Origin of the sequence: Sphingosinithalassobacter tenebrarum (genome assembly GCF_011057975.1) — a bacterium.
GTDB classification, from domain to species: Bacteria; Pseudomonadota; Alphaproteobacteria; order Sphingomonadales; family Sphingomonadaceae; genus Sphingomonas; species Sphingomonas tenebrarum.
Window position 1 is genome coordinate 1,796,504 of the sequence record NZ_CP049109.1, and the last position, 26,532, is coordinate 1,823,035.

24 protein-coding genes are annotated in these 26,532 nt (G+C 65.3%); 19 read left to right on the forward strand and 5 right to left on the reverse strand.

What is annotated here, in order from left to right; genetic code table 11:
• Position 1: 1 nt before the first annotated feature.
• Together G5C33_RS08810 and G5C33_RS08815 are read right to left on the reverse strand one after the other, a co-directional pair.
• Entirely contained in the window at positions 2 to 3,190 is a 3,189-nt protein-coding gene (locus tag G5C33_RS08810; protein ID WP_165326868.1) for an efflux RND transporter permease subunit, read from the reverse strand.
• Between the two features lie 6 nt (positions 3,191 to 3,196).
• The gene (locus tag G5C33_RS08815) at positions 3,197 to 4,390 is read right to left on the reverse strand and encodes an efflux RND transporter periplasmic adaptor subunit (protein ID WP_165326869.1); all 1,194 of its coding nucleotides are present in this window, start codon (positions 4,388 to 4,390) and stop codon (positions 3,197 to 3,199) included.
• Between the two features lie 108 nt (positions 4,391 to 4,498).
• Here G5C33_RS08815 and G5C33_RS08820 point away from each other — a divergent pair, with 108 nt between their 5' ends.
• The 12 genes from G5C33_RS08820 (at position 4,499) to G5C33_RS08875 (ending at position 16,964) form a co-directional block, all read left to right on the forward strand.
• Entirely contained in the window at positions 4,499 to 5,134 is a 636-nt protein-coding gene (locus G5C33_RS08820; protein WP_165326871.1) for a TetR/AcrR family transcriptional regulator, read from the forward strand.
• A 151-nt stretch (positions 5,135 to 5,285) separates the two neighbouring features.
• Positions 5,286 to 6,932, forward strand: a complete 1,647-nt coding sequence (locus G5C33_RS08825; protein ID WP_165326872.1) for a DUF4153 domain-containing protein — start codon at positions 5,286 to 5,288, stop codon at positions 6,930 to 6,932.
• Between the two features lie 11 nt (positions 6,933 to 6,943).
• The gene (locus G5C33_RS08830) at positions 6,944 to 7,645 is read left to right on the forward strand and encodes a response regulator transcription factor (RefSeq protein ID WP_206518663.1); all 702 of its coding nucleotides are present in this window, start codon (positions 6,944 to 6,946) and stop codon (positions 7,643 to 7,645) included.
• Complete coding sequence (locus tag G5C33_RS08835) at positions 7,630 to 9,255, forward strand: ATP-binding protein (protein WP_228275258.1); 1,626 nt, start codon at positions 7,630 to 7,632, stop codon at positions 9,253 to 9,255. The genes G5C33_RS08830 and G5C33_RS08835 overlap by 16 nt, the downstream gene beginning before the upstream one ends.
• Before the next feature lie 357 nt (positions 9,256 to 9,612).
• Positions 9,613 to 10,326, forward strand: coding sequence for a pyrimidine utilization protein B (rutB, locus tag G5C33_RS08840; RefSeq protein ID WP_165326875.1), 714 nt, complete (start codon positions 9,613 to 9,615; stop codon positions 10,324 to 10,326).
• A 133-nt stretch (positions 10,327 to 10,459) separates the two neighbouring features.
• The gene (gene rutC / locus G5C33_RS08845) at positions 10,460 to 10,843 is read left to right on the forward strand and encodes a pyrimidine utilization protein C (protein WP_165326877.1); all 384 of its coding nucleotides are present in this window, start codon (positions 10,460 to 10,462) and stop codon (positions 10,841 to 10,843) included.
• Complete coding sequence (rutD, locus tag G5C33_RS08850; RefSeq protein WP_165326879.1) at positions 10,843 to 11,649, forward strand: pyrimidine utilization protein D; 807 nt, start codon at positions 10,843 to 10,845, stop codon at positions 11,647 to 11,649. Before rutC ends, rutD begins: the two co-directional genes overlap by 1 nt.
• Before the next feature lie 3 nt (positions 11,650 to 11,652).
• Positions 11,653 to 12,711, forward strand: coding sequence for a pyrimidine utilization protein A (gene rutA / locus G5C33_RS08855; RefSeq protein WP_165326881.1), 1,059 nt, complete (start codon positions 11,653 to 11,655; stop codon positions 12,709 to 12,711).
• A gap of 63 nt (positions 12,712 to 12,774) precedes the next feature.
• The gene (fdhD, locus tag G5C33_RS08860; protein WP_165326882.1) at positions 12,775 to 13,563 is read left to right on the forward strand and encodes a formate dehydrogenase accessory sulfurtransferase FdhD; all 789 of its coding nucleotides are present in this window, start codon (positions 12,775 to 12,777) and stop codon (positions 13,561 to 13,563) included.
• Positions 13,560 to 14,081: a molybdenum cofactor guanylyltransferase gene (mobA, locus tag G5C33_RS08865; RefSeq protein ID WP_165326883.1), complete on the forward strand. Its 522-nt coding sequence runs from the start codon at positions 13,560 to 13,562 to the stop codon at positions 14,079 to 14,081. Before fdhD ends, mobA begins: the two co-directional genes overlap by 4 nt.
• 89 nt (positions 14,082 to 14,170) lie before the next feature.
• The gene (locus G5C33_RS08870; protein WP_165326884.1) at positions 14,171 to 15,772 is read left to right on the forward strand and encodes a response regulator; all 1,602 of its coding nucleotides are present in this window, start codon (positions 14,171 to 14,173) and stop codon (positions 15,770 to 15,772) included.
• A gap of 76 nt (positions 15,773 to 15,848) precedes the next feature.
• Positions 15,849 to 16,964, forward strand: coding sequence for a transporter substrate-binding domain-containing protein (locus tag G5C33_RS08875; RefSeq protein WP_165326885.1), 1,116 nt, complete (start codon positions 15,849 to 15,851; stop codon positions 16,962 to 16,964).
• Positions 16,965 to 17,115: 151 nt separating this feature from the next.
• Here G5C33_RS08875 and G5C33_RS08880 read toward each other — a convergent pair whose 3' ends face one another.
• A complete protein-coding gene (locus G5C33_RS08880; RefSeq protein WP_165326886.1) occupies positions 17,116 to 19,185 on the reverse strand; it encodes an NAD(+) synthase in 2,070 nt (689 codons plus the stop codon).
• Between the two features lie 134 nt (positions 19,186 to 19,319).
• Entirely contained in the window at positions 19,320 to 20,033 is a 714-nt protein-coding gene (locus G5C33_RS08885; RefSeq protein WP_165326887.1) for a murein L,D-transpeptidase catalytic domain family protein, read from the reverse strand.
• A 278-nt stretch (positions 20,034 to 20,311) separates the two neighbouring features.
• Between G5C33_RS08885 and G5C33_RS08890 the strand changes: the two genes are divergently transcribed.
• The 6 genes from G5C33_RS08890 to G5C33_RS08915 all read left to right on the forward strand — a co-directional run bounded on the left by G5C33_RS08890 (position 20,312) and on the right by G5C33_RS08915 (position 25,014).
• A complete protein-coding gene (locus G5C33_RS08890) occupies positions 20,312 to 21,067 on the forward strand; it encodes a L,D-transpeptidase family protein (RefSeq protein WP_228275259.1) in 756 nt (251 codons plus the stop codon).
• Positions 21,068 to 21,142: 75 nt separating this feature from the next.
• The gene (mtnB, locus tag G5C33_RS08895; protein WP_206518664.1) at positions 21,143 to 21,772 is read left to right on the forward strand and encodes a methylthioribulose 1-phosphate dehydratase; all 630 of its coding nucleotides are present in this window, start codon (positions 21,143 to 21,145) and stop codon (positions 21,770 to 21,772) included.
• Positions 21,769 to 22,320, forward strand: coding sequence for a 1,2-dihydroxy-3-keto-5-methylthiopentene dioxygenase (locus tag G5C33_RS08900; protein ID WP_165326888.1), 552 nt, complete (start codon positions 21,769 to 21,771; stop codon positions 22,318 to 22,320). The genes mtnB and G5C33_RS08900 overlap by 4 nt, the downstream gene beginning before the upstream one ends.
• A 34-nt stretch (positions 22,321 to 22,354) precedes the next feature.
• Entirely contained in the window at positions 22,355 to 22,984 is a 630-nt protein-coding gene (gene mtnC, locus G5C33_RS08905) for an acireductone synthase (protein ID WP_165326889.1), read from the forward strand.
• Entirely contained in the window at positions 22,981 to 24,033 is a 1,053-nt protein-coding gene (mtnA, locus tag G5C33_RS08910) for an S-methyl-5-thioribose-1-phosphate isomerase (RefSeq protein ID WP_165326890.1), read from the forward strand. Before mtnC ends, mtnA begins: the two co-directional genes overlap by 4 nt.
• A gap of 162 nt (positions 24,034 to 24,195) precedes the next feature.
• Positions 24,196 to 25,014, forward strand: coding sequence for a hypothetical protein (locus G5C33_RS08915; protein ID WP_206518665.1), 819 nt, complete (start codon positions 24,196 to 24,198; stop codon positions 25,012 to 25,014).
• On the opposite strand, the gene G5C33_RS08920 is transcribed toward G5C33_RS08915, so the two are convergent.
• The gene (locus G5C33_RS08920) at positions 25,011 to 26,162 is read right to left on the reverse strand and encodes an aminotransferase (RefSeq protein WP_165326892.1); all 1,152 of its coding nucleotides are present in this window, start codon (positions 26,160 to 26,162) and stop codon (positions 25,011 to 25,013) included. The genes G5C33_RS08915 and G5C33_RS08920 overlap by 4 nt on opposite strands.
• Between G5C33_RS08920 and G5C33_RS08925 the strand changes: the two genes are divergently transcribed.
• On the forward strand, positions 26,128 to 26,505 hold the full coding sequence (locus tag G5C33_RS08925) for a hypothetical protein (protein WP_165325326.1): 378 nt from the start codon (positions 26,128 to 26,130) through the stop codon (positions 26,503 to 26,505). The two genes, G5C33_RS08920 and G5C33_RS08925, sit on opposite strands and share 35 nt — an antisense overlap.
• The last annotated feature ends 27 nt before the right edge of the window (positions 26,506 to 26,532 follow it).

A 26,532-nucleotide genomic window follows, 5' to 3' on the forward strand; every position in this document is an offset into this window, starting at 1 on the left:
ATCACGCCTCCTGCGGCGCGTTGCCGGATTCCGGGCCCGTTTCGGGTCCGGTATCGGGCGAGGCTTCGGGATCGCCTTCCTGGCCGTGCCCGAACAGCCGGGCGACGACCACGAAGAACATCGGGACGAAGAAGATAGCGAGGATGGTGGCGGTCAACATGCCGCCGACCACCGATCGGCCGATCGCATTCTGACCACCGGCGCCCGCGCCCGTCGTCAGGGCAAGCGGCATCACGCCCAGCATGAAGGCAAGGCTGGTCATCAGGATCGGGCGCAGTCGCAGCTTCGCCGCCGCGATCGCCGCCTGGAATGCATGCATTCCCTGACGTACGCGTTCCTCGGCGAATTCGACGATCAGGATCGCGTTCTTGGTCGCCACGCCGATCGTGGTGATCAGGCCGACCTGCAGATAGACGTCGTTCTTGAGACCCGTCAGCATTGCCGCAAGCAGCGCGCCAATGACGCCGAGCGGCACCACCAGCATCACCGAAAGCGGCACCGACCAGCTTTCATAAAGCGCGGCGAGGCACAGGAAGACGATCAGCAGCGACAGCGCGTAGAGCATCGGCGCCTGGCCGCTCGAGGTCTGTTCCTCATAGGAGATGCCGGTCCATTCCAGCTCGGTGCCCGGCGGCATCTGGTCATGGATTTCCTGCATCGCCTGCATCGCTGCGCCGGTGCTGGCGCCTTCGACGGGCGATCCCTGAATCTGCATCGCCGGCTGGCCGTTATAGCGGGTGAGCTGGACCGGCGCCTTGGTCCAGGACAGGGTAGCGAAGGCCGAGAAGGGGACCATTTCGCCCTGATTGTTGCGGACATAAAGGTCGTTCAGATCCTCGGGCGCCATGCGGTGTTCGGCATCGGCCTGCAGATAGACGCGCTTCACGCGACCGCGGTCGATGAAGTCGTTGATATAGCTGCCGCCCCATGCCGCCGCGATGGTGGTATCCACCGCCGTCAGATCCAGCCCGAGCGCAGTCGCCTTGTTCTGGTCGATATCCACCTTGAGCTGCGGCGCATCGTCCAGGTTCATCGGGCGTACGCCGGTGACATTGGCGTTCTGAGCCGCCATGCCGAGCATCATGTTGCGCCGCTCGACCAGTTCCTCATGGCTGAGGTTACCGGTGTTGACCAGCTGAAGGTCGAACCCAGTGGCGTTGCCCAGTTCCTGCACGGCGGGCGGCACCACGGGAATGATCATCGCGTCGTGGAATTGCGAGAACGCGCCGAACGCGCGGCCGGCAATTCCCTGCGCGCTGTTGGCAAAGCCGGGGCGCTCGTCCCACGGCTTCAGTTCGACGAACGCGATACCCGCATTCTGGCCCTGTCCGGTGAAGGAAAAGCCGCTGACGGTGAACACGCCGACGACATTGTCGGATTCGTTCTGAAGATAGTGGTTGCGTACGGTTTCGAGCGCCTTGTCGGTGCGCGCCTTGGTTGCGCCCGCCGGGCCCTGAACCAGCGTGAACACCAGCCCCTGATCCTCTTCGGGAAGGAAGCCGCCGGGCAGCCGCGCGAACAGCAGGACCATCCCGCCGACGATCAGCAGATACATCAGCCCCGAACGCTTCCAGTTGCGCGAAGTGCGGCGCACACCGCCTTCATATTTCACCTGGGCGCGGTCGAACCGATCGTTGAACCAGCGGAAGAAGCGCGCGATCGGGCCCTTGCCGGGCACTTCGTCGTCGCGGTGCGGCTTCAGGATCGTCGCGCACAGCGCCGGCGTCAGGATCAGCGCGACAAGGATCGAAAGCACCATCGCCGAAACGATCGTGATCGAGAACTGGCGATAGATCACGCCAACCGACCCGCCGAAAAACGCCATCGGCAGGAACACCGCGGACAGGACCAGCGCCACGCCGACCAGCGCGTTGGTGATCTCGTCCATCGATTTGCGCGCGGCGTCCTTGGGCGAAAGATGCTCGGTCTGGATCAGGCGCTCGACATTCTCCACCACGACGATGGCGTCGTCGACCAGCAGGCCGATGGCGAGCACCATGCCGAACAGCGTCAGCGTGTTGATCGAATATCCCGCGACCGACATGATCGCGAAAGTGCCCAGCAGAACCACCGGGATCGCGATCGTCGGAATCAGCGTCGCGCGCCAGTTCTGCAGGAACAGGAACATTACGAGGAAGACGAGCACCACCGCCTCGAAGATCGTCTCGACGACCTGATGCACCGACAGTTCGACGAAGGTCGAAGTGTCGAGCGGATAGATGACCTTCACGTCGGCGGGCAGCGACTGCGACAGTTCGGCGACGCGTTCCTTCACGCCCTCGACGGTGGCGAGCGCGTTGGCGCTGGGCGCAAGCCGGACGCCCATGCCCGCGGCGGGCATGCCGTTATATTTCGAGTCGAAGGAATAGGTTTCCGCGCCCAGCTCGACCCGGGCGACGTCGCGCAGCCGGACCGCGGCGCCGTCGCTCGATGTCTTGAGCAGGATATTGCCGAATTCCTCGGCGGTCTGCAGCCGCGATTCCACCGACACGGTGGCGTTGAGCATCTGCGAATCCGGCGCGGGCTGCGCACCGATCTGGCCGGCGGAAATCTGGACGTTCTGCGCCTGCACGGCGGCCGAAACGTCGCCGACGGTGAGCTGGTATCCGGCCATTTTGACCGGATCGATCCAGATGCGCATCGCATATTGCGAGCCGAGCACCTGCAGCTCGCCGACGCCGTCGACGCGGCTTACCGGGTCCTGGAAATCCGAAACGAGGAAGTCGGCCAGATCGCTGGCGTTGTGCGACCCGTCTTCGGAATAGAGGCCCATGATCAGCAGGAAGCTGGCCGAGCTCTTGTTGACCTGGATACCCTGGCGCTGCACTTCCTGCGGCAGCTGCGACGTCGCCGCCTGCAGCTTGTTCTGCACCTGCACCTGGGCGATGTCGGGATCGGTTCCCTGCTCGAAGGTCAGCGTGATCGTCGCCCGGCCCGAAGAGGCCGAGGAAGACGAGAAATAGCGCAGATGATCAATGCCCTTGAGCTGCTGCTCGATGATCTGGGTGGTCGTTTCCTCGAGTGTTTCGGCGTCGGCGCCCGGATAGACCACGTTGATCGCCACTGCCGGCGGCGCGATCGTCGGGAACTGCGCGACGGGAAGCGCGCGGATCGCGATTCCCCCGGCGAGCATCAGCACGATGGCTATGACCCATGCGAAAATGGGTCGATCGATGAAAAAACGGGACATGCGGCGTTACTCTGCCTTTTCCGCCGGGGTCTGGGCGGGTTGTGCGCTATTGGCTTGCGGCGTGCCGCCCTGGGGCGACCCGTTCTCTTCGTACGGCGCGGCATCCACCGGTGTACCGGGGCGCAGATTCTGCGCGCCCTGAACGATGACCTTGTCGCCCGGCTTCAGCCCGCTTTCGACGATCCAGTCCTGACCGACCGTGCGTGTCGCAGTGATCTGGCGTGGCTGGAGTTTGCCGTCCCCGTCGACGACCAGCACCGTGGCATTGCCCTTGGCATCGCGCGATACGGCGCGCTGCGAAACCAGCATGGCATTGGCACGCGTACCTTCGACGATCTGCGCGCGGACGAACATGCCCGGCAGCAGCAGGCCTTCGGGATTGGCGAAGACCGCGCGGATCACCTGGCTGCCGGTATCGGGATCGACCGTGACGTCGGTGAACTTCAGCGACCCTTCGATCGGATAGGTCGAGCCGTCTTCCAGAATCAGGCGGACGCGCGCGGCGCCGTCCTCGCGGATCAGGTCGCCCGCCATCAGCTGGCGGCGCAGGCGCAGAATGTCCGCGCTCGACTGCTGGATGTCGACATAGATCGGATCGAGCCGCTGGATCGTGGTCAGCGGGTTCTGCTGCGAGGCAGTGACGAGCGCGCCCGTCGTGAAGGTGGAGCGGCCGATGCGGCCCGAAATCGGCGCACGGATCGTAGTGCGCGCCAGGTCGATCTGCGCGCTCTCCAGCGCCGCGCGTTGGGCGGCGACATCGGCCTTCGCCTGATTGGCCGCAGCGACGGCGTTGTCATATTCCTGGCGCGAAATCGCGTTGATCTCGACCAGCTCGCCATAGCGTCGCGCCAGTGCCTCGGTCGATTCGATCGAGGCGCGGGCGCGGGCCAGCGCGGCGCGGGCACTGGCGACCTGGGCGGCATAGGGTGCCGAATCGATGCGATAGAGCGGCTGGCCGCGGCCGACCATGTCGCCTTCCTGGAACAGCCGCGCCTTGATAATGCCGTTCACCTGCGGCCGGACTTCGGAGCTTTCATAGGCGCTGGTGCGCCCGGGGAGCCGCGTGTCGAGCGTCACATCCTGAGTCGACACCGTTTCATAGAAGACCTTGGGCGGACCTCCGCCCTGTTGCGCATCCTGACTCTGCCCGCATCCGGCGAGAAGCAGGGCGAATCCAGCGAAAAGGGCGAATTTCTTCATAGCGTTGGCCTGAAAGTTGAGGTAAACGTGAGTGAGTGTTCACTCACAATATTGCGCCCGCTAACGCAAAAATGCGAAGCGGGCAAGGGGGAGAGGCGAGGATTCGGAATGGAAACGGATATTTCCCAAACGACCGCGAGGTCGCCGGCGATTCGCGCGGATGCGCGCCGCAAGCACCTTCTGGAAACCGCGCGCGCGCTGTTCACTGCGCAGGGGTTTCACCAGACCGGCATGGCGAAGATCGCCGAGGTCTCGCAGGTGAAGGTCGGTCAGATCTATCGCGACTTCTCGAGCAAGGAAGACATCATCGCGGCCATCGCCGAGGCCGATGTCTCGGCCTGGCTGTGCGAGGAAGAGCTTGCCGCGGCGGTCAGTTTGGGAGATCGCGGGGCCGTGCGTGCGTGGATTCGCCGGATTGCCTCGCATCTCGATCAGAAGGATGCGTGCTTGCTCGCTGAAATCGTCGCCGAAGTGGGACGTAACGGCCGCGTTGCCGCGATTCATCGCGAAATGGACACGCGGATCCGCGGTACGCTCGCGGCGGCGCTGGCAGCGCTGGCGCCGTCGCCCGACAAGGCCGGCGAGCGCGAACAGCTCACCGAAATGATCCTCGGAATGGGAGTCGGGCTGATGGTTCGTCAAATCCTCAATCCCGAAATGGACCTGCCCACGTCGTGCCGGCTGATGGTTGATATTATAGACGATCGGATCGACTTGCTGACCGGCGAAACCGCCGGGCGCTAAGCCTCCGATCCGGGAGATAGGTACGATGCTGCGCTGCACAAGAGGGGTGCACGACTTCTGCACGGGGCCTGTGCAGCCTCTCCTCCGCCGCTGAGGGAGGCGCTCCATATCGGCGCGGCAAAGCCTTCCCGAAACCATCGGGGAGAGCTTCATGTCGATCCTGCGCCACGCCAATACTCCGCGCGCCACCTTCCGTCTGAAAATCGTCGCCGCGGCACTGTTGATCGTGGCGGCCGACCGGATGTTCTTCGGCGTCCTGCCGGGATCGGTGCTCGGTGTGGCAGCGCTCGGCTGGGCGCTGACGCTTGCACTGGTGGTTCCTGCCGTGCGGCGGCGCTGGCGTTCGGTACTGGCGCTTTCGGCGGCGATGGGGTTCGCACTCGCGCTGGTCGATCAGCCGGGGATGCTGACGTTCGTGCTTTTCTGGTCGTCCGTCTCGCTTGCCGCCCTGCTCGTTCGGCGCCCTTTCGACAGTGCCGTTTCCTGGGGCATCCGGCTGGTACTGCACGGCATCGTCGGCCCGTTCATCCCTGCCTGTGACCTGCTCCGGCTTGCCCGAGCGCGGACGCGAGGCGGCGGCCCGAATCTGCTCGCCATCCTGTCGATTGTCGCGCTGCCGCTGCTGGGCGGCGGGCTGTTCCTCGCGATCTTCGCCGGCGCCAATCCGGTGATCGGCGATGTGCTGAGCCGAGTCGAAATACCCGATCTGGGCTGGCTGGTCCTGCACGGCGTCTTCTGGAGCTTCGCGCTTGCGGTCCTGTGGCCCGCATTCCGTCCGTTGCGGTTCGTAACGCTGGATTTTCAGCCTGCCGTGGGCGAGCCGGGCATTGCTGCGATCGACCTGCCGGTGCTGACGCTGCTCCTCTCGCTGCTTAGCTTCAACGCAGTGTTCGCGCTGCAGAATGCGCTCGACATCGCCTTTCTGTGGAGCGGTGCGCCGTTGCCCGGCACGATCACGCTCGCCGATTACGCGCATCGCGGCGCCTATGCGCTGATCGCCACCGCGCTGATGGCGGGCGCGTTCGTGATCGTGGCGCTGCGCCCCGGCAGCAGGGCGGGACAAAGCGGCCCGGTGCGCGCGCTTGTGGTGCTCTGGACCGGGCAGAATATCCTGCTCGTCGCCTCCAGCATCCTGCGGACGATGGACTATGTCGACGCCTATGGGATGACGGTACTGCGGCTTTCCGCGCTCGCCTGGATGGGGCTTGTCGGTACCGGGCTGTTCCTGATCTGCTGGCGGCTGGTCTTCGGCCTGTCGGCGCGCTGGCTGATCAATGCCAATGCGCTGGCGGCGACGCTGGTCCTCTCCGCCTCTACCGTCATCGACTATCGCGCCGTCGCCGCGCACTGGAACGTGGTCCATGCCGACATCGCCGGGGGAAGCACGCCGATCGACCTGTGCTATCTCAATCGCATGGGCAGCGCCGCGCTGGTCCCGCTGATCGCACTCGAATCGCGCGTGACCGACCCGCAACTGCGCGAGCGAATCGGATGGATCCGCGATCACAAGCTGGTCGACACCATCCGCACCCAGCGCGACTGGCGCCGCTGGACCTGGCGCGACGACCGTCGCCTGCGCCGCGCGCTGGCAATGCTCGGCAATCCGGCATCGGTTGGCGATCAGCGAGGTGGCAGCCGCAATTGCGACGGAACGATTTACGTGCCGCCCAAACCCCGGCCGCAGGATGCGATGTGGCGCTCGGCCATGCGCGAGCTCCCGACCGGCGAACCCGACGCGACGCTGGCGATCGAAGGCGCGCTGGCGCGACAGCCATTGACCGAAGGGGATGCGCAATGATCCTATGCCCCATGCCCCGCACCGTCCTGGTCGTCGACGACGACTCGCATATCCGCCAATTGCTCGTCTTCGCGCTTTCCAAGGCGGGGTTCGACACAATCGAGGCCGAGGACGGCGAGGCGGCGCTCGCGCTTGCCGAAAGCGCGTCGCCGCATCTGATCGTGCTCGATATCAACATGCCGCGCATGGACGGGCTCGAGGTGTGCCGTCGCCTGCGCGCGACCAGCGACGTGCCGGTGCTGTTCCTCTCCTCGCGCGATGATGAGATCGACCGCGTTCTCGGCATCGAGCTCGGCGCCGACGATTATGTCGTAAAGCCGTTCAGTCCGCGCGAAGTCGTGGCGCGCATCACGGCGATCCTGCGCCGTGCCGCGGCGCCGCCGCCGCCCGAAGTTCGTGCTACGAACGCGATCCGCGCGGGCAGGCTCGCGCTGGATCTCGACGGCTGGCGTGCCGAATGGGACGGCGCCGAAGTGCCGCTGACCGTCACCGAATTCTCGATCCTGCGCACACTCGCGGCGATGCCGTCCAAGGTCTTCAGTCGCGACGCGATCATCGATCGGCTGCGCGGCCCCGGCTTCGCGCTCACCGATCGGACGATCGACAGCCATGTCCGCAATCTGCGCGCGAAGTTCGCCGAAGCGGGCGCTGGCAATGTGATCGAGACGCGCACCGGCATCGGCTATCGGCTCGGGCCGTGCTCGGACGACTGATCCGCGGCCCCAAGGAGTGGATCAAGCGCCGCTGGCCGCCGTTGCGACTGCGCACGATCCTGTTCGCGACGCTGTTCGTCGTCGCGGCGCTGCCCGGTGTCGGTGCGGTGTTCCTGCGCGTGTACGAGAATACGCTCGTTCGACAGACCGAGGCCGAGCTGATCGCCCAGAGCGCCGCGCTTGCCGCATCGGCGCAGGCGCTGTGGCCGGGGGCGGAGCCTGCGTCGGACCGCGGCTGCGATGCCGACGCCGACATCGCCGTCCCCTCGATCCGTCGTCCCGCTTCTGCGGGCTGCGTGCGGCCCGAACCTTCGACCATTGATCTCAGCAGCACGCCGATCCTTCCACCAAGGCCGTCGCCGGTATCTACGTCGGGCGACATGTCGCCTGAGGCACGCGCTGCCGCCGAAACACTGGTTCCGATCCTGCGCCGAACGCGGCAGACCACGCTGGCCGCGATCGAGCTGCTCGATGCGCGGGGCAGGGTGGTCGCCGGGCAGGATGCCGGGCGCAGCTATGCCGACTTGCCCGAAGTGCGCGAAGCGCTGGCGGGGCGGCCCGAAACCGTCCTGCGTCGCAATGCGGGCTATCGTCAGGTCTATCTGTTCGAATGGCTTTCGCGCGCCGCCGCGATCCGCATCCATCACGTGCGCCCGATCGTCGTCGACGGACAGGTCGTCGGCGTGCTGCTGCTCTCGCGTTCGGCGCGCGCGCTGTTCAAGGGACTGTATGAGGACCGGTTCAAGATCGCCTTCGGCGTGCTGGTGATCTTCGGCATATTGGTGGTGCTGAGCGGCGTTCTTTCGCGCGGCATTTCGCGTCCGATCGAGGCGCTAGCGCGCGCCACAAGATCGGTCGCGGCAGGCGGCGGCGGGGGCAGCGTCCCCGAAGCGCCGCGCACGGCGGCGGTCGAGATTCAGGCGCTCTATGCCGATTTCGATGCGATGGCCGAAGCGATCGAGCGGCGCTCGGGCTATCTGCGCGATCTCGCCAACGCCGTCAGCCACGAATTCAAGACGCCGATCGCGGGCATTCGCGGCGCGATCGAGCTGCTTCAGGATCACGACGCGACGATGACGCCGGAGGACCGCCGCCGCTTCCTCGCCAATGCCGATGCCGATGCCGAGCGGCTGACGCTGCTCGTCTCGCGCCTGCTCGATCTGGCGCGTGCCGACATGGCGCCCGGCGATCCCGATGCGCGCAGCGACTTGCGACTGGCAGTGGCGCGTGCGGAGAAGGAGGCCAGGCTGGCGGTGACGCTGGACGCACCCGAGATTCTGCCCCAGGCCGCCGTGCCGCCCGTGACGATCGATACATTGCTGGCGACCCTACTCGACAACAGCGTCCGGGCGGGTGCCAATGCCGTTACCGTGAGAATTGCGCCGGATACCGACCGGCTGGCGATGGACATCTGCGATAACGGCCCCGGCATCGCCCCGGCCGACCGCAAGCGCATCTTCGAACCCTTTTTCACAACGCGCCGCGCCGATGGCGGCAGCGGGCTCGGCCTAGCCATCGTCCGCTCGCTGCTTCGAGCCAGCGGCGCGACGATCGAGCTGGTCGCGGTGGAGGAAGGCACATGCTTCCGGGTGATCCTGCCGCGCGGATAAGTTCACCGTCGCCCCTGCGCAGGCAGGGGCCCATGCCTGCCCAGTCTGCAGCCTTCGGTCTGACACATCGCGCCGGCCGGAATGTGTCAGGGGATACGCGCAACGCTACAGAAATAGGCCCCTGCCTGCGCAGGGGCGACGGCTGCTGAGGCTCGATGGCCTGCACCACCTTCGTCACCCCGGCCCTGAGCCGGGCACCAGCTGCCTTTCGCGCGTTTTATAAGGGAGAAGAAGCTGGATCCCGGGTCAAGCCCGGGATGACGGCGTTGTTTCCCGCCACGCCTCTATGTCCCTTGCCAGCCGCGCCGCTTTGCGGAACACTCGCTTTTCCGCATCGCAACAAGGACATTGCCGCGCATGGAAGTGATCGACCCCGGAACCGGCCCGCGCAGCGTCACCTTGCCCGCGCGGCCCGAGGCGATCCGCGTCGATCCCGCAACGACGGCGGTCATCGTCATCGACATGCAGAACGCCTATGCGTCCGAAGGCGGCTATGTCGATCTCGCGGGGTTCGACATTTCGGGTGCGGCGAGCGTGATCGGCCGGATTTCGCAGGTGCTCGATGTCGCGCGCGGCGCGGGGATGCCGGTAGTGTTCCTGCAGAATGGCTGGGACGCCGACTATGTCGAGGCGGGCGGCCCGGGTTCGCCCAACTGGCACAAATCGAATGCGCTCAAGACGATGCGCGCGCGTCCCGATCTGAAGGGGCAATTGCTCGCGCGCGGCGGCTGGGACTACGAGCTGGTCGATGCGCTCAAGCCGCAGCCGGGCGACATCCGTGTTCACAAGACGCGCTATTCGGCCTTCTTCAATTCGCAGCTCGATTCCATCCTGCGCTCGCGGGGCATCCGTACGATCGTCTTTGTCGGCATCGCCACCAATGTCTGCGTCGAATCGACGCTGCGCGACGGCTTTCACCTCGAATATTTCGGGGTGATGCTCGAAGACGCGACGCACCATCTCGGCCCCGGCTATCTTCAGCAGGCGAGTGTCTACAATGTCGAGAAATTCTTCGGCTGGGTGTCGACGGTCTCGGATTTCTGCGGTGCCGTGGGGCAGGTCGCGGAGTGAAAACCTCCCCCGTTACCACCACCGTTTGCCCTGAGCCTGTCGAAGGGCTGCCCTTCTTGCTGGTCAACAAAGAAGAGCAGGGCTTCGACAAGCTCAGCCCAAGCGGGTGTTTGCTTTTTTTGAGGAGAAAGTCATGCCCTTCGAACCCGTAAACCCGCCGCAATTCCCCGCGCCGATCGCGCCCTATTCCACCGCCGCCAAGGCCGGCGACACGCTCTACATCTCCGGCATCCTGGCGCTGGGTGAGGGCGGGGCGGTTCTTCATGTCGGCGACGCCGCAGCGCAGGCGCGGCATGTGCTCGAAACGATCAAGGCGACGGTCGAGGCCGCGGGCGGCAGCATGGCCGACATCGCGATGAACCACATCTTCCTCAAAAGCTTCGCCGACTATGCCGCCTTTAACAGCGTCTATGCGGAATATTTCCCTGGCGCCAAGCCCGCGCGCTACTGCGTCCAGTGCGAGATGGTGAAGCCCGATTGCCTCGTCGAAATCGCCTCGGTTGCGTATCTCGGCTGATGCCGCATGCTGCCGATCTATATTATGAAGTCCACGGTCCCGATGACGCGGCGCCGCTGATCCTCTCGCCCGGCCTCGGCGGTTCGGGCAGCTACTGGCAGCCCAATCTCGATATGCTCGCGCGGTATTTCCGGGTGATCCTGTACGATCATCGCGGGACCGCGCGCAGTTGCCCCGAAGGGGAACCGAACCCCACGATTTCCGAAATGGCGCTGGACGTCGTCGCGCTGATGGACGCGCTCGACATCCCCCGCGCGCATCTGATGGGGCATGCGCTGGGCGGCATCATCGGTCTGTCGCTGGCGATGCAGGCGCCGGAGCGGCTGGACAGGCTGGTCGTCGTCAATGGCTGGGCGAAGCTTGATCCCTATACCGCGCGTTGCTTCGACACGCGCCTGAAGCTGCTGCGCGACAGCGGCCCGGAAGCCTATGTTCGGGCGCAGCCGATATTCCTTTATCCGCCCGACTGGATTTCGGTGAACGACGCGCGGCTGGAGGCCGAGGCGTCAGCGCATCTCGCGCATTTTCCGCCGCCCGAAACGGTGGAGGCGCGTGTCGCGGCGCTGCGCGCCTGGGATCCGGGCGCGGCCTTGCGCGCTGTCTCCCATCCGGTGCTCGTGCTCGCGACGGCGGACGATGCACTCGTTCCCGCGCATGCCGCGCGGGGCCTTTGCGACCTGTTGCCCAATCACACGCGGATGCTGCAATTTTACGGCGGCCACGCGAGCAACATCACCGAGCCGGACGAATTCTACGAACGTGTTTTACCCTGGCTGCTCCGAAGCGGCCCGGATGAGGAGGACTAATTCATGGAAGTCGGCGTCTTCATTCCCATCAACAATAACGGCTGGCTGATTTCGGAAAATGCGCCGCAATACAAGCCGAGCTTCGACCTCAACAAGGAGATCGCGCTCAAGGCCGAGCAGCACGGCTTCGACTTCCTCCTTTCGATGATCAAGCTGCGCGGTTTCGGCGGCAAGACGCAATTCTGGGAGTACGGCCTCGAAAGCTTCACGCTGATGGCGGGGCTCGCGGCAGTAACCGAGAAGATCAGGATCTTCGCGACCTGCCCGACGCTGATCATCCCTCCCGCCTATGCCGCGCGGATGTGCAACACGATCGACAGCATCAGTCACGGCCGTTTCGGGCTCAATCTGATCACCGGCTGGCAGCCGCCCGAATATACCCAGATGGGCGTCTGGCCGGGCGACGAGCATTTCAGGAACCGCTATCAGGTGCTCGACGAATATGCTCATGTCCTGCGCGAGCTGTGGGAAACCGGGTCGAGCGACTTCAAGGGGCAATATTATCAGATGGACGATTGCCGCGTGTGGCCGCAGCCGCAGGCGGACATGAAGATCATCTGCGCGGGCTCGTCCGATGCCGGGCTCGCCTTCTCGGCCAAATGGGCGGACTATGCCTTCTGCCTCGGCAAGGGGGTGAACACGCCCAAGGCCTTTTCCGACAACAATGATCGCCTTGCCGCCAAGACCGCGGAGACGGGCCGCGACGTCTCGGTCTTCGTGCTGATGATGGTGATCGCCGACGAGACCGACGAAGCGGCGATGGCCAAATGGCAATCCTATAATGACGGCGTCGATATCGAGGCGATTTCCTGGCTGATGGATCAGGGCGCCAAGGATACCCACAACCAGGATACCAATGTTCGCCAGCTCGCGGCGCCCGAAGGCGCGGTGAACATCAATATGGGAACTTTGGTCGGCAGCTACGAAAGCGTGGCGCGGATGCTCGACGAGATCGCCGAAGTACCGAATACGGGCGGCGTGCTGCTGACCTTCGACGATTTCGTTCAGGGCGTCGAGGATTTCGGCACCCGCATCCAGCCGCTGATGAAGACGCGGAAATAGCTTCTTCCCGCTTCCGCTTGCGGGAGGGGAGACGTGCACCGTCAAGCAGCCTATGCTCGGGCCATGAACCCCGTGGCCCCCGCCAGCTTCATGCGCATCGCGGCCGACGGCACCGCCGAGCCCATCACCCGCGCCCTTGCGGCGGAAGTGCCGGTGGCGATCGAAATCAACGGGATTGGCTATGCCGTGATGATGGCCACGCCCGCCGATCTGGAGGATTTCGCCACCGGCTTCCTTCTCGCCGAACGTCTGGCGGAGCGGCTGGAGGACATTGCCGAGATCGACACGCACGAAGCCGAACAGGGCATCATCCTGCGCGCCACGCTGACCGGGCAGGGCGCAGCGCGCGTCGTCGAACGCGTGCGCCACCGCACCACCGATTCCTCGTGTGGCCTGTGCGGTATCGACAATCTCGAAGCCGCGCTGCGTCCGCTGCCGCCAGTCGCTGAATTCACAAGGGCGGAACCTGCCGCTATCTTCGCCGCGCTCGCGTCGCTTCGTGCGCACCAGCAACTCAATGCCGAGACCGGCGCCGTCCACGCCGCCGCGCTTTGCGCCGCCGACGGCAGGATCCGTCTCGTCCGCGAGGATGTCGGCCGCCACAATGGTTTCGACAAGCTGATCGGCGCGATGGCGCGGCAGGGGCTGGGCTGGGACGGGGGATTCGCGCTGCTCAGCTCGCGCTGCTCCTACGAACTGGTCGAAAAGGCCGTGCTCGCGGGCTGTCCTATGCTCGCCGCGATTTCCGCGCCCACCGCGCTGGCGGTCGCACGTGCGCGCGAAGCGGGTCTGACGCTGGCGGTGCTCGCGCGGGCCGATGCGCTGCTGCTGATGCACGCAGGTGCCGAATGAAACTGCTCGGGGCGATCCTCGCGGGCGGGCAATCGCGCCGGTTCGGAAGCGACAAGGCATGCGCGCTGCTCGACGGCAAGCCGTTGCTCGATCATGTCGCCGACGCGCTGGGGAGCCAGGTCGACAGCATTGTCGTGTGCGGGCGGCGCTGGCCCGGGCGGGCATGCCTGCCCGATCGGCCGGCTCCCGATCTCGGCCCGTTGGGCGGGCTCAACGCGGCGTTGCATCATGCCGCAGGTCACGGGTTCGATGCCGTGCTGTCCGCCGGATGCGACACGCCCCGACTGCCCGATGACTTGTCCGGCCGTTTCGGTACGGGCGGCTATCTCGCCGACCTTCCCATAATGGGGCTGTGGCCGGCATCGCTGGCGCCGCGACTCGACCGATTCCTTGGCGAGGACCCCATCCGCTCGATGCGCGGTTGGGCGCAGGTCGCCGAACTGGCGCCGCTCCCGGGCGGCGCGGCAATCGCCAATGTGAACCGCCCGGCCGATCTGGCGTTACTTCGAAACGGATGACCGGCGAGCAAGTTCGCGTTTTCGGATACTGCATCTTCGGCTAGACGCGAGCGCAGGACCGCGGTCCCAAGAATGTCTGAGAGGTCGATATGGCCGGTTTGTTCGGCGAACTTCTGTCTACGGGGCTGGCGCCTCATGGATATTGCCTGTTCTGGCGACCCGAATTGTGGATCACCCATGTCGTCGCCGACGCGCTGATCGCGCTCGCCTATTTCTCGATTCCGCTGGTTATCGTGCTGATTTTGCGACGGCGCGGCGAATTGGTTTTCAGCTGGGTGTTCTGGTGCTTCGCGACCTTCATTCTTGCCTGCGGACTCACGCATGTGATGGGAATCGTCACCATGTGGTATCCCGCCTATTGGCTGGAGGCAGCGATCAAGGTGATCACTGCGATCGCTTCGGTGGCGACGGCGGTGGCACTGTGGCCGCTCATGCCAAAGGCAGTCGCGCTGCCCTCCGCGAAGAAGCTGCAGGCGGCCAATGCCGAGCTGGAAGCGATGGTGCGCGAGCGTGATACCGCGCTGGAGGAGCTGCGTGCCGAAATCGGCAACCGCCAAAATGCCGAAGCGGCGCTGCTGCAGCTTCAGAAACTGGAGGCAGTGGGGCAACTGACCGGCGGTATCGCGCATGATTTCAATAACCTGCTTCAGGCGGTTGCCGGCAATCTGGAGCTGATCGCGCGCAAGCCCGACGATGTCGATCGCGTGGTCCGCTGGGCGGGATCGGCGCTCGACGCGGTCGATCGCGGGCGCAAGCTGACCGGCCAGTTGCTGGCCTTTTCGCGCAAGCAGCGGCTGGAAATCGCTCCGGTCGAGCTGCGCGAACTGATCACCGGCATGCGGGTTCTGATCGAGCGCGCGGTCGCCCCGCTTTCGCAGCTCGAGATCGAGCCGATCGATCCCGCGCTGCACGTCGAAACCGATCCGATGCAGCTCGAGCTCGCTATCCTCAACCTTGCCTTCAATGCGCGCGATGCGATGCCGCAGGGCGGCACGCTGACCATCGAGGCGGCATTGCACCCGGACAGTACGCCCCCCGGCCTGCCGCGCGGGGACTGGGTCGCGATTTCGGTGTCGGACACCGGCGTCGGCATGGATATGGAAACGCGCGAACATGCAGTCGAACCCTTTTTCACGACCAAGGCGGTCGGCGAAGGGACGGGCATGGGACTGGCGATGGTCTATGGCGTCGTCACCCAATCGGGCGGCACGCTGACCATCGACAGCACGCCGGGTTCGGGAACACGCATCACCTTGTTCCTCCGCGCGGCGCAGGCGCTTCGCAAGCGACTGCCGGTCCGCGCCGACAATCATGAAAGCACAGTCGATCTCAGCGGTCGCGCGATCGTGCTGGTCGATGACGACCCGGATGTCCGCGAGATCATCGCCGAGACGCTGAGCGCCGCCGGCGCGCGTGTGAACCATGCGCCGGACGGGCCGCAGGGAATCGCGCTGGTCGCCGAATGCCGGCCCGACCTGCTGATCGTGGATTTCGCGATGCCGGGGATGAACGGCGCCGAAGTGGCCGAGCGCATCCGGGAAAGCGACCCGCAGTTGCCGATTCTGGTGATCACGGGATTTTCCGATTCGAAGCGGCTCGATATGATCGACGGAAACGGCTTCGCGATGCTGCGCAAGCCGTTCGAACGGAGCGAATTGCTGCGCAGGGTGGCGCAGCTTATCGCCGGATAGTTCGGGCAGGGGCCCAATTGCGCGCGATCCATGCTATCGCCCCGGCATATCCTTAACGGCCGGAGTATCGCTGCGCATGTTGACGACGTCGCTCACCGCCCTTGCCCCCTTTCGCCGCCTGTTCGCGCCGTTGCTGCTGTTGCTGCCGCTCGCCGCGCAGGCGCAGGCCGATGACAGGCCGCCGACGGGGACGGACGGAGCGCTGACCGTCGCGACGCGAGAAGCGCCGCCCTTCGTCATCCGCGAACCCGATGGCAGTTGGAGCGGACTGGCGATCGATCTGTGGAGCCAGGTCGCGGAGGAGAACGGAATCGCCTATGATCTGCGCGAAACCGATCTGGCCGGTATGGTCGAAGGCGTCGCCGACGGCCGGTTCGACGCAAGCGTCGGCGCGCTCACCATCACGCCGGGGCGCGAGGAACAGGTTGATTTCACGCATCCCTATCACACCACCGGCTTCGGCATCGCCGTCGACAAGGCGCCGCCCAACTGGTGGATATTGCTGACCAATTTTTTCAGTTGGGGATTCCTCCAGGCGGTTTTCGCGCTGTCGGCGCTGCTCGCGATCGTCGGCGTCTTTTTCTGGCTCGCCGAACGCAAGGCCAATGCCGAAGAATTCGGCGGCAGCCCGCGCAAGGGAATCTTTTCCGGCTTCTGGTTCGCGGCCGTCACGATGACCACGGTCGGCTATGGCGACAAGGCGCCGCGCACGCCCGCGGGCAAGGCAGTCGCGCTGGTCTGGATGTTCGGGGCGATCCTGATCATTTCGACCTTTACCGGCATGATTGCCTCCTCGCTCACCGAAGGGCGGCTCGCCGGTGCGATTCAGGGGCCCGACGATCTGGGATCGGCCGCGGTCGGATCGATCCGCGGTTCGGCCGCCGAAGTGTGGCTGGATGACAGCGGCATCGGCTTTTCGGGCTATCCCGACGTCGCCGCCGGGCTGCAGGCAGTGGCGGACGGCGAGATCGACGCATTCGTCTATGATCGCCCGCTGCTGCGCTATCTGCTCAAGGGCGATCTCGGGAATGACCTTCGCCTCGTTCCGGGCAATTTCGGGCGCCAGGACTATGGCTTCGCCCTGCCGCAGGGCAGCGAAATGCGCGAACCGATCAACCGCACGATCCTCGAACGGATCGAAAGTCGCGACTGGTCCAATGAACTGACCAAGGTGCTGGGCAAGCAGGAATAATATAGTTCCTCCCCCAGCTTGCTGGGGGAGGGGGACCATCGCGAAGCGATGGTGGAGGGGCAAAGTCCCAAGCGCAGCACCTGCCGCATTTCCCCTCCACCACCAGCCTATGGCCGGCGGCTCCCCTCCCCGAGACAAGCTCGGGGAGGAATTAGGTTTCCGGCAATCCAGCCTTCAGTTCATCAATCCACGGCCGCGCCGTCCCGTCCGACGGCGCTCGCCAGTCGCCGCGCGGGCTCAGCGCACCGGCGGAGGATACTTTCGGCCCGTTGGGGATCGCCGATCGCTTGAACTGGCTGGTGCGGAAGAAGCGATCGAGAAACAGCTCGAGCCACTTGGCGATGGTTGCCAGATCATATTGATTGCGCCCGTCCTCGGGGAAATCGATCGGCCAGTGCCCGGCATTCGCGTCCTTCCACGCATGCCATGCCAGAAACGCGATCTTCGACGGGCGCAGTCCGTGGCGCACGGTATAGTGCAGGAAGAAGTCGTGCAGCTCATAGGGGCCGATCCGGTCCTGCGTGCTCTGGATCTTCCCGTCGGCATCGGCGGGCACCAGTTCGGGCGAGATTTCGGTGCCGAGGATCGCAGTCAGCACCTGGCCGGTCGCCGCGTCGAACTGCCCGGTCTCCACCGTCCAACGGATCAGATACTGGATCAGCGTCTTGGGCACGCCGGTATTGACCGCATAATGGCTCATCTGGTCGCCGACGCCATAGGTGCACCAGCCGAGCGCCATTTCGGACAGGTCGCCGGTGCCGATCACGAACCCGCCGCGCTGATTGGCCAGCCGGAAGAGATAGTCGGTGCGAAGCCCCGCCTGCACGTTTTCGAAGGTCACGTCATAGGCCGGTTCGCCGTCCGCGAAGGGGTGGTCCATATCGGTCAGCATCTGGCGCGCGGCGGGACGGATATCGATCTCGTCGCCGGTCACGCCCAGCGCGCGCATCAGCGCCCAGGCATTGGCCTTGGTCTCGTCGCTGGTGGCGAAGCCCGGCATGGTGAAGGCCAGAATGTCCGAACGCGGGCGCTGCAGCCGGTCCATCGCCTTGGCCGCTACGATCAGCGCGTGGGTCGAATCGAGCCCGCCCGACACGCCGATCACCAGCGTCTTCGCGCTTGTTGCGGCGATGCGCTTGCGCAGTCCCTCGACCTGGATGTTGAAGGCTTCGTAGCAATCCTCTTCGAGCTTTTCGGGCGTGTTCGGCACGAAAGGAAAGCGGCGGATCGGGCGTTTGAGGCCGATATCGGCGAAATCGGGTGCATGCGCGAAGGTCACGCGGCGGAAGCGCGTTTCGGGGTGGCCGGCATTGGCGGCGGCGTCGTTGAAGGTGGGGAAGCGCATCCGCTCGAGCCGCAACCGTTCGAGATCGATGTCCGCCAGCGTGATTTCGGTGGCGAGATCGAATCGCCCCGATTGCGCGATGCTTTCGCCGAATTCGTAGATCATTCCCTGGCCGTCCCAGGCAAGGTCGGTCGTGCTCTCGCCCGGCCCGGCGGCCGAATAGATATAGGCCGAAACCGTGCGCGCCGATTGCGATTCGCACAGCATCTGCCGCTCGCGGCTCTTGCCGATGGTGATGTTGGAGGCCGAAAGGTTGCACAATATCAACGCCCCGGCGAGCGCGCCCTCGTTCGACGGCGGCGTCGGCGCCCAGAAATCCTCGCAGATTTCGGCGTGGAATACGAAATCGGGCAGATCCTCGGCCGCGAAGATCAGGTCGGTGCCGAACGGTACGCGCTGCCCCGCGATATCGATGTTCAGCCCGGTCAGTCCCAGCCCCGGCGCGAACCAGCGCCGCTCATAATATTCGCGGTAATTGGGCAGATACTGCTTGGGGACGACCCCCAGCACGCGTCCGCGCGCGACGGCGACCGCGCAGTTATAGAGCCGCCCGTTGCGCTTCAGCGCCGCGCCGACCAGCAGCACCGGGCGCAGTTTCGCGCTCGCCGCGACGATGCGCGCCAGCGCCGCATCGGTGGCGTCGATCACCGCGTCCTGCAGATGCAGGTCGTCGATCGCATAGGATGTGACATTGAGTTCGGGAAAGACGAGCAGATCGGCGCCCGCCTGTTCGCCATGTCTCGCCAGTTCGATCGTCGCATCGGCATTGGCGGCGGGATCGCCGACCGTCGCGATCGGCGTGCAGCTGCCGACGCGCAGCATGCCGTGCCGATGCAGCGAGTAGAACGGATGGGTTCCGGTTGCCTGACGTCCCATCAGCGCGGCTCGCCTCGGGACGGCGATTTTGTCGACAGGTCAGGCCGCGATACGGACAGGAGCAAAGGCATCATGCCCCCGCTGATACGGCGGAAGGGCAGGCGCTGCCACCCTTTTGGAGGCGGCTCCGTGCTTCAGACGACCTTGGATGCGTAGATCATGCGGCCCTGGCCGAGTTCTTCGAACACGGTGTCGAGCAGGTTTTCGCCCACCGCGAAACAGCCCTGGCTGCGGCCCAGCTTGCCCCATTTGTCGATCATGTCGGCATTGGCGTACCAGGCGCCATGAACGACAATGGCGCGATCGCGCGCATTGTTGTTGGTGTCATCGAGCCCGTCGAGCCGCTGCGAGCGATCATGCTTGCCGACATAATATTCGGCGGTCAGATACGCACCTTCGCTGGTCGCATTCGATCCCGGGACGTTGGAAAAGCGCTGGAGCCAGCCGGTATGGTCCGGGTCCGAGCCGCTGCCATGCGAGACAAAATAGGACGAAACATTGCCGCTGCCCAGCGTCAGCACATGGAGGCGCCGCGTCGCGGAATGCTCCTCGAAATCGACGATCGCGAGCTTGTCGTGATTGGGGATGCGCATCGAATGGCGGTCGAGCGCGGCCAGGGCGCGTTCGAACAGGTCCTGACGCACGCCGTTGGGCGCCGTCGGGCGCTGGACGACCAGGTCCGGGACCATCGGCGCCGGCGGCAGTGGCTTGGGCGTAGGGATCATCGGCGCGCTCGCCAGTTGCGCCGTGCGCGAGGCGCAGGCCGAGACCGCGGCGCCGCCGGCCATCACCAGGGCCGATCGCAACATTGCCCGGCGCGTCCGCACCGTATCGAAACGCTTACTCATCTTGTCTTCTTGCCCGTTTGTATGTTCCCGCATGGCGACCTTATACCAAAGATCGCGGCGAATATTTCCTGAACCTGTGTCCCAAAGGCCACGGTTCGGCGCAACGGATGCTCACTTCGCCGACTTTGACCGATTTTGCCGGAACCTGCAGCCCCGGTTCGATCCCTTCCGGGTTCCACCGGAGGGCGACTCCGCCGCAATGGCACCAATTGCGGTTTTCGGCGTTAAATGGTTAACGAATTATGGATGTGCGGCCTTTTCGGGGGTACACCGGGGAAATGGAGACTGCATCGATGGCGTTGGCGGGCCTGCGTCGATTGGGGATCATGGCGATTGCGGCGGCGGCGCTTTTCGGGGCGCCCGCATCGGCGCAGCTGCTTGCGGCCAACGATACGCGTTCCGACGTGCCCACCGCCGATGCGATCGCGGCGCTGCGCCCCGGCCAGTATCGCTGGTATGACAGTGGGTTCGAACGGATTTCGGCGCGCGTCGACGATCGCATCACGGCCACCGTCAGCATCCCGGAGCAGCGCATCTATGTCTATCGCGGCGGATTGTTGATCGGCGTCAGCACGGTATCTACTGGCATGGCCGGCCACGAAACGCCGACCGGCGAATATCCCATCTTGCAAAAGGCGGAGTTTCACCGCTCGAACATCTACAGCAATGCCCCGATGCCCTTCATGCAGCGGCTGACCTGGGACGGTATCGCGCTGCACGCCGGGCATAATCCCGGGCGTCCCGCCTCGCATGGCTGCATCCGGCTGCCGCGCGAATTCGCGCGCAAGCTGTTCCGCCTGACCGAGCGAGGAACCGTTGTCACTGTCACCGACCGGACGATCGTCGATCCCGGCGGCATGTGGGCACCGCCGATCACGGTCGACGGGCATGTCGGCGGCGAGGCCTTCAACGTGGTCGTCGCCGAAAATGAAAGCTGGCCGGCCCCCGCACCGATGGGTGGGCGCTGGAAACCGGGCGGGGATACGCAGTCGCTCCGCCGCGACGGGCGCGAAGGCATGGTTCCCGGCAAATAATTCCCGCCCAGGAAGGCGCATGACTGCCGAAATCGCTTGCCGTCCCCCGCACCGGCTGCGCTATGGCACGCGGCGATGGTGATGCGATTTGAAATGGCGCGCGACGCGCTGATCGCGGTTGGCCAGCGGCTCGATTCGCGCGGCTGGGCTCCGGCTACTTCGGGCAATTATTCTGTGCGCCTCGATGACGGCAGCTTCGCCGTCACGGTTTCCGGGCGGCACAAGGGGCGGCTCGACGCCGGCGGAATCATGCGCGTCGACGCCGAGGGCAGGGCATTGACCGAAGGCAAGCCATCTGCCGAAACCGCGCTGCACCTGGCGATCTATCGCGCCTTTCCCGGGGCCAATGCCGTGCTTCACGGCCATTCCCCGCAATCGGTGGGCCTGTCCCGCGCGGTCGCCGACGCCGGCCATTGGACGTTTCGCGGGCACGAGATGCTGAAAGCCTTTCCCGGCATCGACACGCACGAAGCCGAGGTCCGGCTGCCGATCGTCGACAACAGCCAGAACATGGCAGCGATCGAATCGGCGATCGCTCCGGCGCTGTCGCTGCCTGATGCCGCTCCGGCCTATCTCATTCGCAGTCATGGCCTGTATAGCTGGGGCAGGGATCTGGACGAGGCCGAGCGCGTCCTCGAGGCGACCGAATGGCTGATTGCCGCCGAACTCGCAGAATGCGGTTTCAGAAAGGGATTCGACGCATGACTCAGCTTCGTATCTACGATGCCGCCGCGCCGGAGGCGCCGCTGCTCGACACGACCAACCCTGGAGAGATCGCCAGCAAGCTGCGCGACCTGGGCGTCCGGTTCGAACAATGGGGTACGCGCGACTTGCCGGCCGACGCCGATCAGGACGCGGTGCTTTCTGCCTATGCTCCCGAAATCGGCGGGCTGAAAGCCGACAAGGGCTATCAGTCGGTCGACGTCATCCGCATGGTGCCGGACCATCCCGAAAAGGACGCGCTGCGGAGCAAATTCCTCTCCGAACACCGCCATTCGGAGGACGAAGTCCGCTTTTTCGTGGAAGGCGAGGGGCTGTTCACGCTGCGCACCGACGACACTGTCTATGCGATGCTGTGTGAAGCAGGCGATCTCATCTCGGTCCCCGCGGGCATGCGCCACTGGTTCGACATGGGGCCGACGCCGCGCTTCACTGCGATCCGCCTGTTCACCAACCCCGACGGATGGGTCGCCAAATTCACCGGCGACACGATCGCCGACCGCTTTCCCCGGCACGCGCCGGCGGCGGCCTGACCATCCTCCCCGAAACGGAGAGGAAGGAACTTCCGTGACTCCCAAAGCCATCCTCCTCGACATCGAAGGGACGACGAGCAGCATCGCCTTCGTCGCCGATGTCCTCTTCCCCTATGCGCGGCAGCATCTGCCCGCCTATGTCGCCGCCAATCGCGAAGCCGTGGCGCCGATCCTTGCGGACGTGCCGGGTGAAGATCCGGTCGCCACGCTGATCGGCTGGATCGACGCCGACGCCAAGGAAACCCCGCTAAAGACGTTGCAGGGGATGATCTGGGACGCGGGCTATCGCGACGGCACGCTCAAGGGTCATGTCTATCCCGACACGCCGCAGGCGCTCGCCCGTTGGAACGCGGCCGGCATCCCCGTCCATATCTACAGCTCGGGCTCGGTCGCCGCGCAGAAGCTGATCTTCGGTTTCAGCGAGGCAGGCGACCTGACGCCGTTCCTGTCGGGCTATTTCGACACCACCACCGGCCCCAAGCGCGAAGCGGCCTCCTACACGAAGATCGCCGACGCGCTTGGCCTGGCGCCCGGCGACATCCTGTTCGTTTCCGACATGCAGCCCGAGATCGACGCCGCCAAGGCCGCCGGGGTTCAGGCGCTGCTGATCGATCGCGAAGGGCAGGGCGGCGACGTGCATTCGCTGGCGGAGGTGCTGCCGTGATCCTGCAAGGCGAATATACCCGCTCGATCATGCGCACGCAGGATGGGAAGGGCGCACGCATCCTCGATCAGCGCCAGCTTCCCTGGGAAGTCCGCTGGGTCGAACTGCGCGACATGGAGGCGGCGGCGATCGCGATCCGCGAAATGTGGACGCGCGGCGCGCCGATGGTCGGGGCGACGGCCGCCTATGGGCTGGCGATGGCGCTTGCCGAAGACCCGTCGGACGAAAGCCTGCTCGCCGCGCGCGACTATCTGTTCCACACCCGCCCGACGGCAGTGAATCTGCGCTGGGCGCTCGATGAAGTCGCGAAGACGGTCGGCCCGCTGCCGCCCGCCGAACGCGCCCAGGCCGCCTTCGCCCGTGCCGATGCGATCTGCGACGAAGATGTCGAGCTGTGCCGCGCGATCGGCGAAAGCGGTCTCCAGTTGCTCCGCGATCTGCACGCCAGGCACCCAGACCGCCCGATCAACATCCTGACGCATTGCAATGCCGGCTGGCTCGCCACGGTCGATTACGGCACTGCCACCGCGCCCATCTATCTCGCGCATGACGAAGGCATTCCGGTTCATGTCTGGGTCGACGAAACCCGCCCGCGCAATCAGGGCGCGCTGCTCACCGCGTTCGAGCTGCGCAATCACGGCGTCCCGCACACGGTGATCGCTGACAATGCCGGCGGCCTCCTGATGATGCAGGGCAAGGTCGACGCGGTGATCGTCGGCACCGATCGCGTGACGGCGAACGGCGATGTCTGCAACAAGATCGGGACGTATCTGAAGGCGCTTGCCGCGCACGACAATGACGTACCCTTCTACGTCGCGCTGCCCTATACGACGTTCGACGCTGACACGCCGAGCGGTGATGCCATTCCGATCGAGGAACGCGCCGGCGAGGAACTGACTCAGGCGACCGGCCCCGCCGGGGACGGCACGATCACGACCATCCGCCTGACGCAGTCGCCCGCCGCCAATCCGGCATTCGATGTCACACCCGCTCGGTTGGTCACTGCCTATATCACGGAAAAAGGCGTGCTCGACCGAATCGGCGACTGACCTTCCCCTCGCTCCCGGCGAGGGAGCGGAAAATTCCGGGATGCCCCCTCGCATTCGCCCCCTCGGCCATGCTTAGGTCGTAAAGGCGGGATAGCGGGTCCTCGGGGGAGGATGGTCCGGGCGAAAAGCTCCGCGTTGATCACTAGGGAAGACAGGCACTTCATGGCTTTCGCCGCGCCGCGCGTGGACACGGAAAAGATGCGGCTATGGCTGCGGGTTCGCGGGCCAGCGCTGCTGCTGGCGCTGATCGTCGAAATCCTGCTGGCGCTGCTGCTGCTGACCATCGTTCCGCAGTTCCTCGATCCCGAGGAGGAATCGGCGATGAGCCTGTTCGACGTCAGCTCGCAGGGCACAGCGCCGCCCGAAGTCGATCCCGGCGACAGCGAGGATGCGCGCCCGGAGGAACCGGCGGAGGAACAGCCCGAGCCCCGGCCGGTCGAACAACCGCCGCAGCCGCAACAGCCACAGCCGACGCGCGAAGCCCCCTCGGAACGGCCGGTGCCCAACTTCATTCCGATGTCGCGCGACGAGATGGCGATGGTGGACGACAGCATGCAGCGCCGCCCGGCCGAACGGCAGTCGACACAGCCATCGCGGCCGTCGCGCACCTATGGCCCGGTCGATCCCGGCGTCCCCGGTCAGCGGCCCGATACGCCGGTGGTCGGCACCGCGCCGGACGGATCGCCGCTCTATGCCGCCGAATGGTATCGTCGGCCCGAACAGCGGATGATGGCCGATTATCTCTCGGTCGTGAGTGGCGAAGCCGTGGCGTTGATCAGTTGCCGGACAGTGCCGGACTATCGGGTGGAGGATTGCGTGCTTCAGTATGAATCACCCAAAGGGTCGGGCATGGGGCAGGCGGTGCTGGCGATGGCGTTCAAGTTCCGCGTCCGCCCCGCGCGCAAGGACGGCAAGGAGCAGGTCGGAAGCTGGGTCCGCATCCGCATTACCAAGCGTATCAACGGCACCGGCTGGAACTAGGCCGGCGCGCGCAGCCGTGCCATCCGCTCCAGCGCCGCGTCGAGCGTCTCGTCCGCCTTGGCGAAGCAAAGCCGCACGACATTGGTGACGGCGTCCTGCGCGTAAAAGGCCGATACCGGAATCGCCGCGACGCCGGCTTCGTCGAGCAGGCGGTTACAGAAATCCACGTCGCCTTCATCGATGCCGCTCGCGGTCAGATCGATCGACAGGAAATAGGTCGCGGCGCTCGGCAACGTCACCAGGCCGAGCGTTTCGAGCCCGTTCTTCAGCCGGTCGCGCGATCGCTGGAACCCGGCGCTGGCGCGCTGCACCCAGTCATCTTGCGTATTTAATCCGTGCGCGACCGCCCATTGCAGATTGGGTGGTGTGGTGAAGGTGAGGAACTGGTGCGCCTTGGCGAGCCCGCGCAGCAATTGCGGCGCTGCGCACATCCAGCCGACTTTCCATCCCGTCAGCGCAAAGATCTTGCCCGCGCTGCCGATCTTCACGGTCCGTTCGCGCATGCCGGGAAAGCCGATCAGCGGCAGATGTCGTGCGCCGTCGAAGGTCACATGTTCCCACACTTCATCGCACACCGCGATCAGATCGTGCGACACACAAAAGTCGGCGAGCAGCGCCAGTTCTCCGGCGCTTGCCATCGTCGCGGCGGGATTGAGCGGGTTGTTGAACAGCACCAGCCGCGTCCTCTCGGTCACCGCCGCCTCCAGCGCTTCGGCGGTGATCCGCCACTCTGGCGGTTCGAGCCGGACGAAACGCGGTACGCCGCCCGCGCGCTCGATCAGCGGCACATAGGCGTCGTAGAGCGGCTGGAAACAGAGCACTTCGTCGCCGGGCGTGATCAGCGCGAGCAATGCAGCGGCCAGCGCCTCGGTCGCGCCGGAGGTGACCACCACTTCCTCTGCCGTCAGATTGAGTCCCTGATGCCGCGCATAGTGATCGGCAACGGCCTCGCGGAGTTCGGGGATGCCGATCATCGGGGGATACTGATTCGATCGTTGCGTCAGCGCCTCGGCGGCGGTGTGAAGCACCGCTTCGGGACCGGTGCCGTCCGGGAAGCCCTGACCCAGATTGACGGCGCCGCTCGCGCGGGCGCGCGCCGACATGGCTTCGAAAATGGTCGTTCCCATCGCTGCGTATATCGGATTCATGGTGCGCGCTTGTGCCCTGCGCGGACGGGCCGTGCCAAGCCGTTTCGCGCGGGGCTTTCGTTTCGCGTGCGGTTTTGGCAACTCAGGGGCGCGCTGCACGTTGGGTTTTGTGCAGCAAGGGAAAGTTATGACGAAAAAGCCACCCGTACCCGAAGAGAACAAGTCGCCCTATCCGATCGAGGAGCCGCCGCACGACGATGTCGGCGATACCGAGGCGAAGGAAAAGGAAGCCGCCCGCTCGCGCAAATGGATCGCGGCGGGCGCTGCGGTAGGCATCGGTTCGGCCGCGTTGGCCGGCGCGCTGCTCTATGGCCGCAGCAAAGGCAAGAAGGACAAGGCCTGAACCATCTCGGGCGGCTGGTGATGCTGT

Coding starts and splice junctions, on each gene's coding strand:
- G5C33_RS08810 (WP_165326868.1), bottom strand. CDS start 3,190: ATGTCCCGTTTTTTCATCGATCGACCCATTTTCGCATGGGTCATAGCC.
- G5C33_RS08815 (WP_165326869.1), bottom strand. CDS start 4,390: ATGAAGAAATTCGCCCTTTTCGCTGGATTCGCCCTGCTTCTCGCCGGA.
- G5C33_RS08820 (WP_165326871.1), top strand. CDS start 4,499: ATGGAAACGGATATTTCCCAAACGACCGCGAGGTCGCCGGCGATTCGC.
- G5C33_RS08825 (WP_165326872.1), top strand. CDS start 5,286: ATGTCGATCCTGCGCCACGCCAATACTCCGCGCGCCACCTTCCGTCTG.
- G5C33_RS08830 (WP_206518663.1), top strand. CDS start 6,944: ATGCCCCGCACCGTCCTGGTCGTCGACGACGACTCGCATATCCGCCAA.
- rutB (WP_165326875.1), top strand. CDS start 9,613: ATGGAAGTGATCGACCCCGGAACCGGCCCGCGCAGCGTCACCTTGCCC.
- rutC (WP_165326877.1), top strand. CDS start 10,460: ATGCCCTTCGAACCCGTAAACCCGCCGCAATTCCCCGCGCCGATCGCG.
- rutD (WP_165326879.1), top strand. CDS start 10,843: ATGCCGCATGCTGCCGATCTATATTATGAAGTCCACGGTCCCGATGAC.
- rutA (WP_165326881.1), top strand. CDS start 11,653: ATGGAAGTCGGCGTCTTCATTCCCATCAACAATAACGGCTGGCTGATT.
- fdhD (WP_165326882.1), top strand. CDS start 12,775: ATGAACCCCGTGGCCCCCGCCAGCTTCATGCGCATCGCGGCCGACGGC.
- mobA (WP_165326883.1), top strand. CDS start 13,560: ATGAAACTGCTCGGGGCGATCCTCGCGGGCGGGCAATCGCGCCGGTTC.
- G5C33_RS08870 (WP_165326884.1), top strand. CDS start 14,171: ATGGCCGGTTTGTTCGGCGAACTTCTGTCTACGGGGCTGGCGCCTCAT.
- G5C33_RS08875 (WP_165326885.1), top strand. CDS start 15,849: ATGTTGACGACGTCGCTCACCGCCCTTGCCCCCTTTCGCCGCCTGTTC.
- G5C33_RS08880 (WP_165326886.1), bottom strand. CDS start 19,185: ATGGGACGTCAGGCAACCGGAACCCATCCGTTCTACTCGCTGCATCGG.
- G5C33_RS08885 (WP_165326887.1), bottom strand. CDS start 20,033: ATGAGTAAGCGTTTCGATACGGTGCGGACGCGCCGGGCAATGTTGCGA.
- G5C33_RS08890 (WP_228275259.1), top strand. CDS start 20,312: ATGGAGACTGCATCGATGGCGTTGGCGGGCCTGCGTCGATTGGGGATC.
- mtnB (WP_206518664.1), top strand. CDS start 21,143: ATGGTGATGCGATTTGAAATGGCGCGCGACGCGCTGATCGCGGTTGGC.
- G5C33_RS08900 (WP_165326888.1), top strand. CDS start 21,769: ATGACTCAGCTTCGTATCTACGATGCCGCCGCGCCGGAGGCGCCGCTG.
- G5C33_RS08915 (WP_206518665.1), top strand. CDS start 24,196: ATGGCTTTCGCCGCGCCGCGCGTGGACACGGAAAAGATGCGGCTATGG.
- G5C33_RS08925 (WP_165325326.1), top strand. CDS start 26,128: ATGGTCGTTCCCATCGCTGCGTATATCGGATTCATGGTGCGCGCTTGT.
- G5C33_RS08920 (WP_165326892.1), bottom strand. CDS start 26,162: ATGAATCCGATATACGCAGCGATGGGAACGACCATTTTCGAAGCCATG.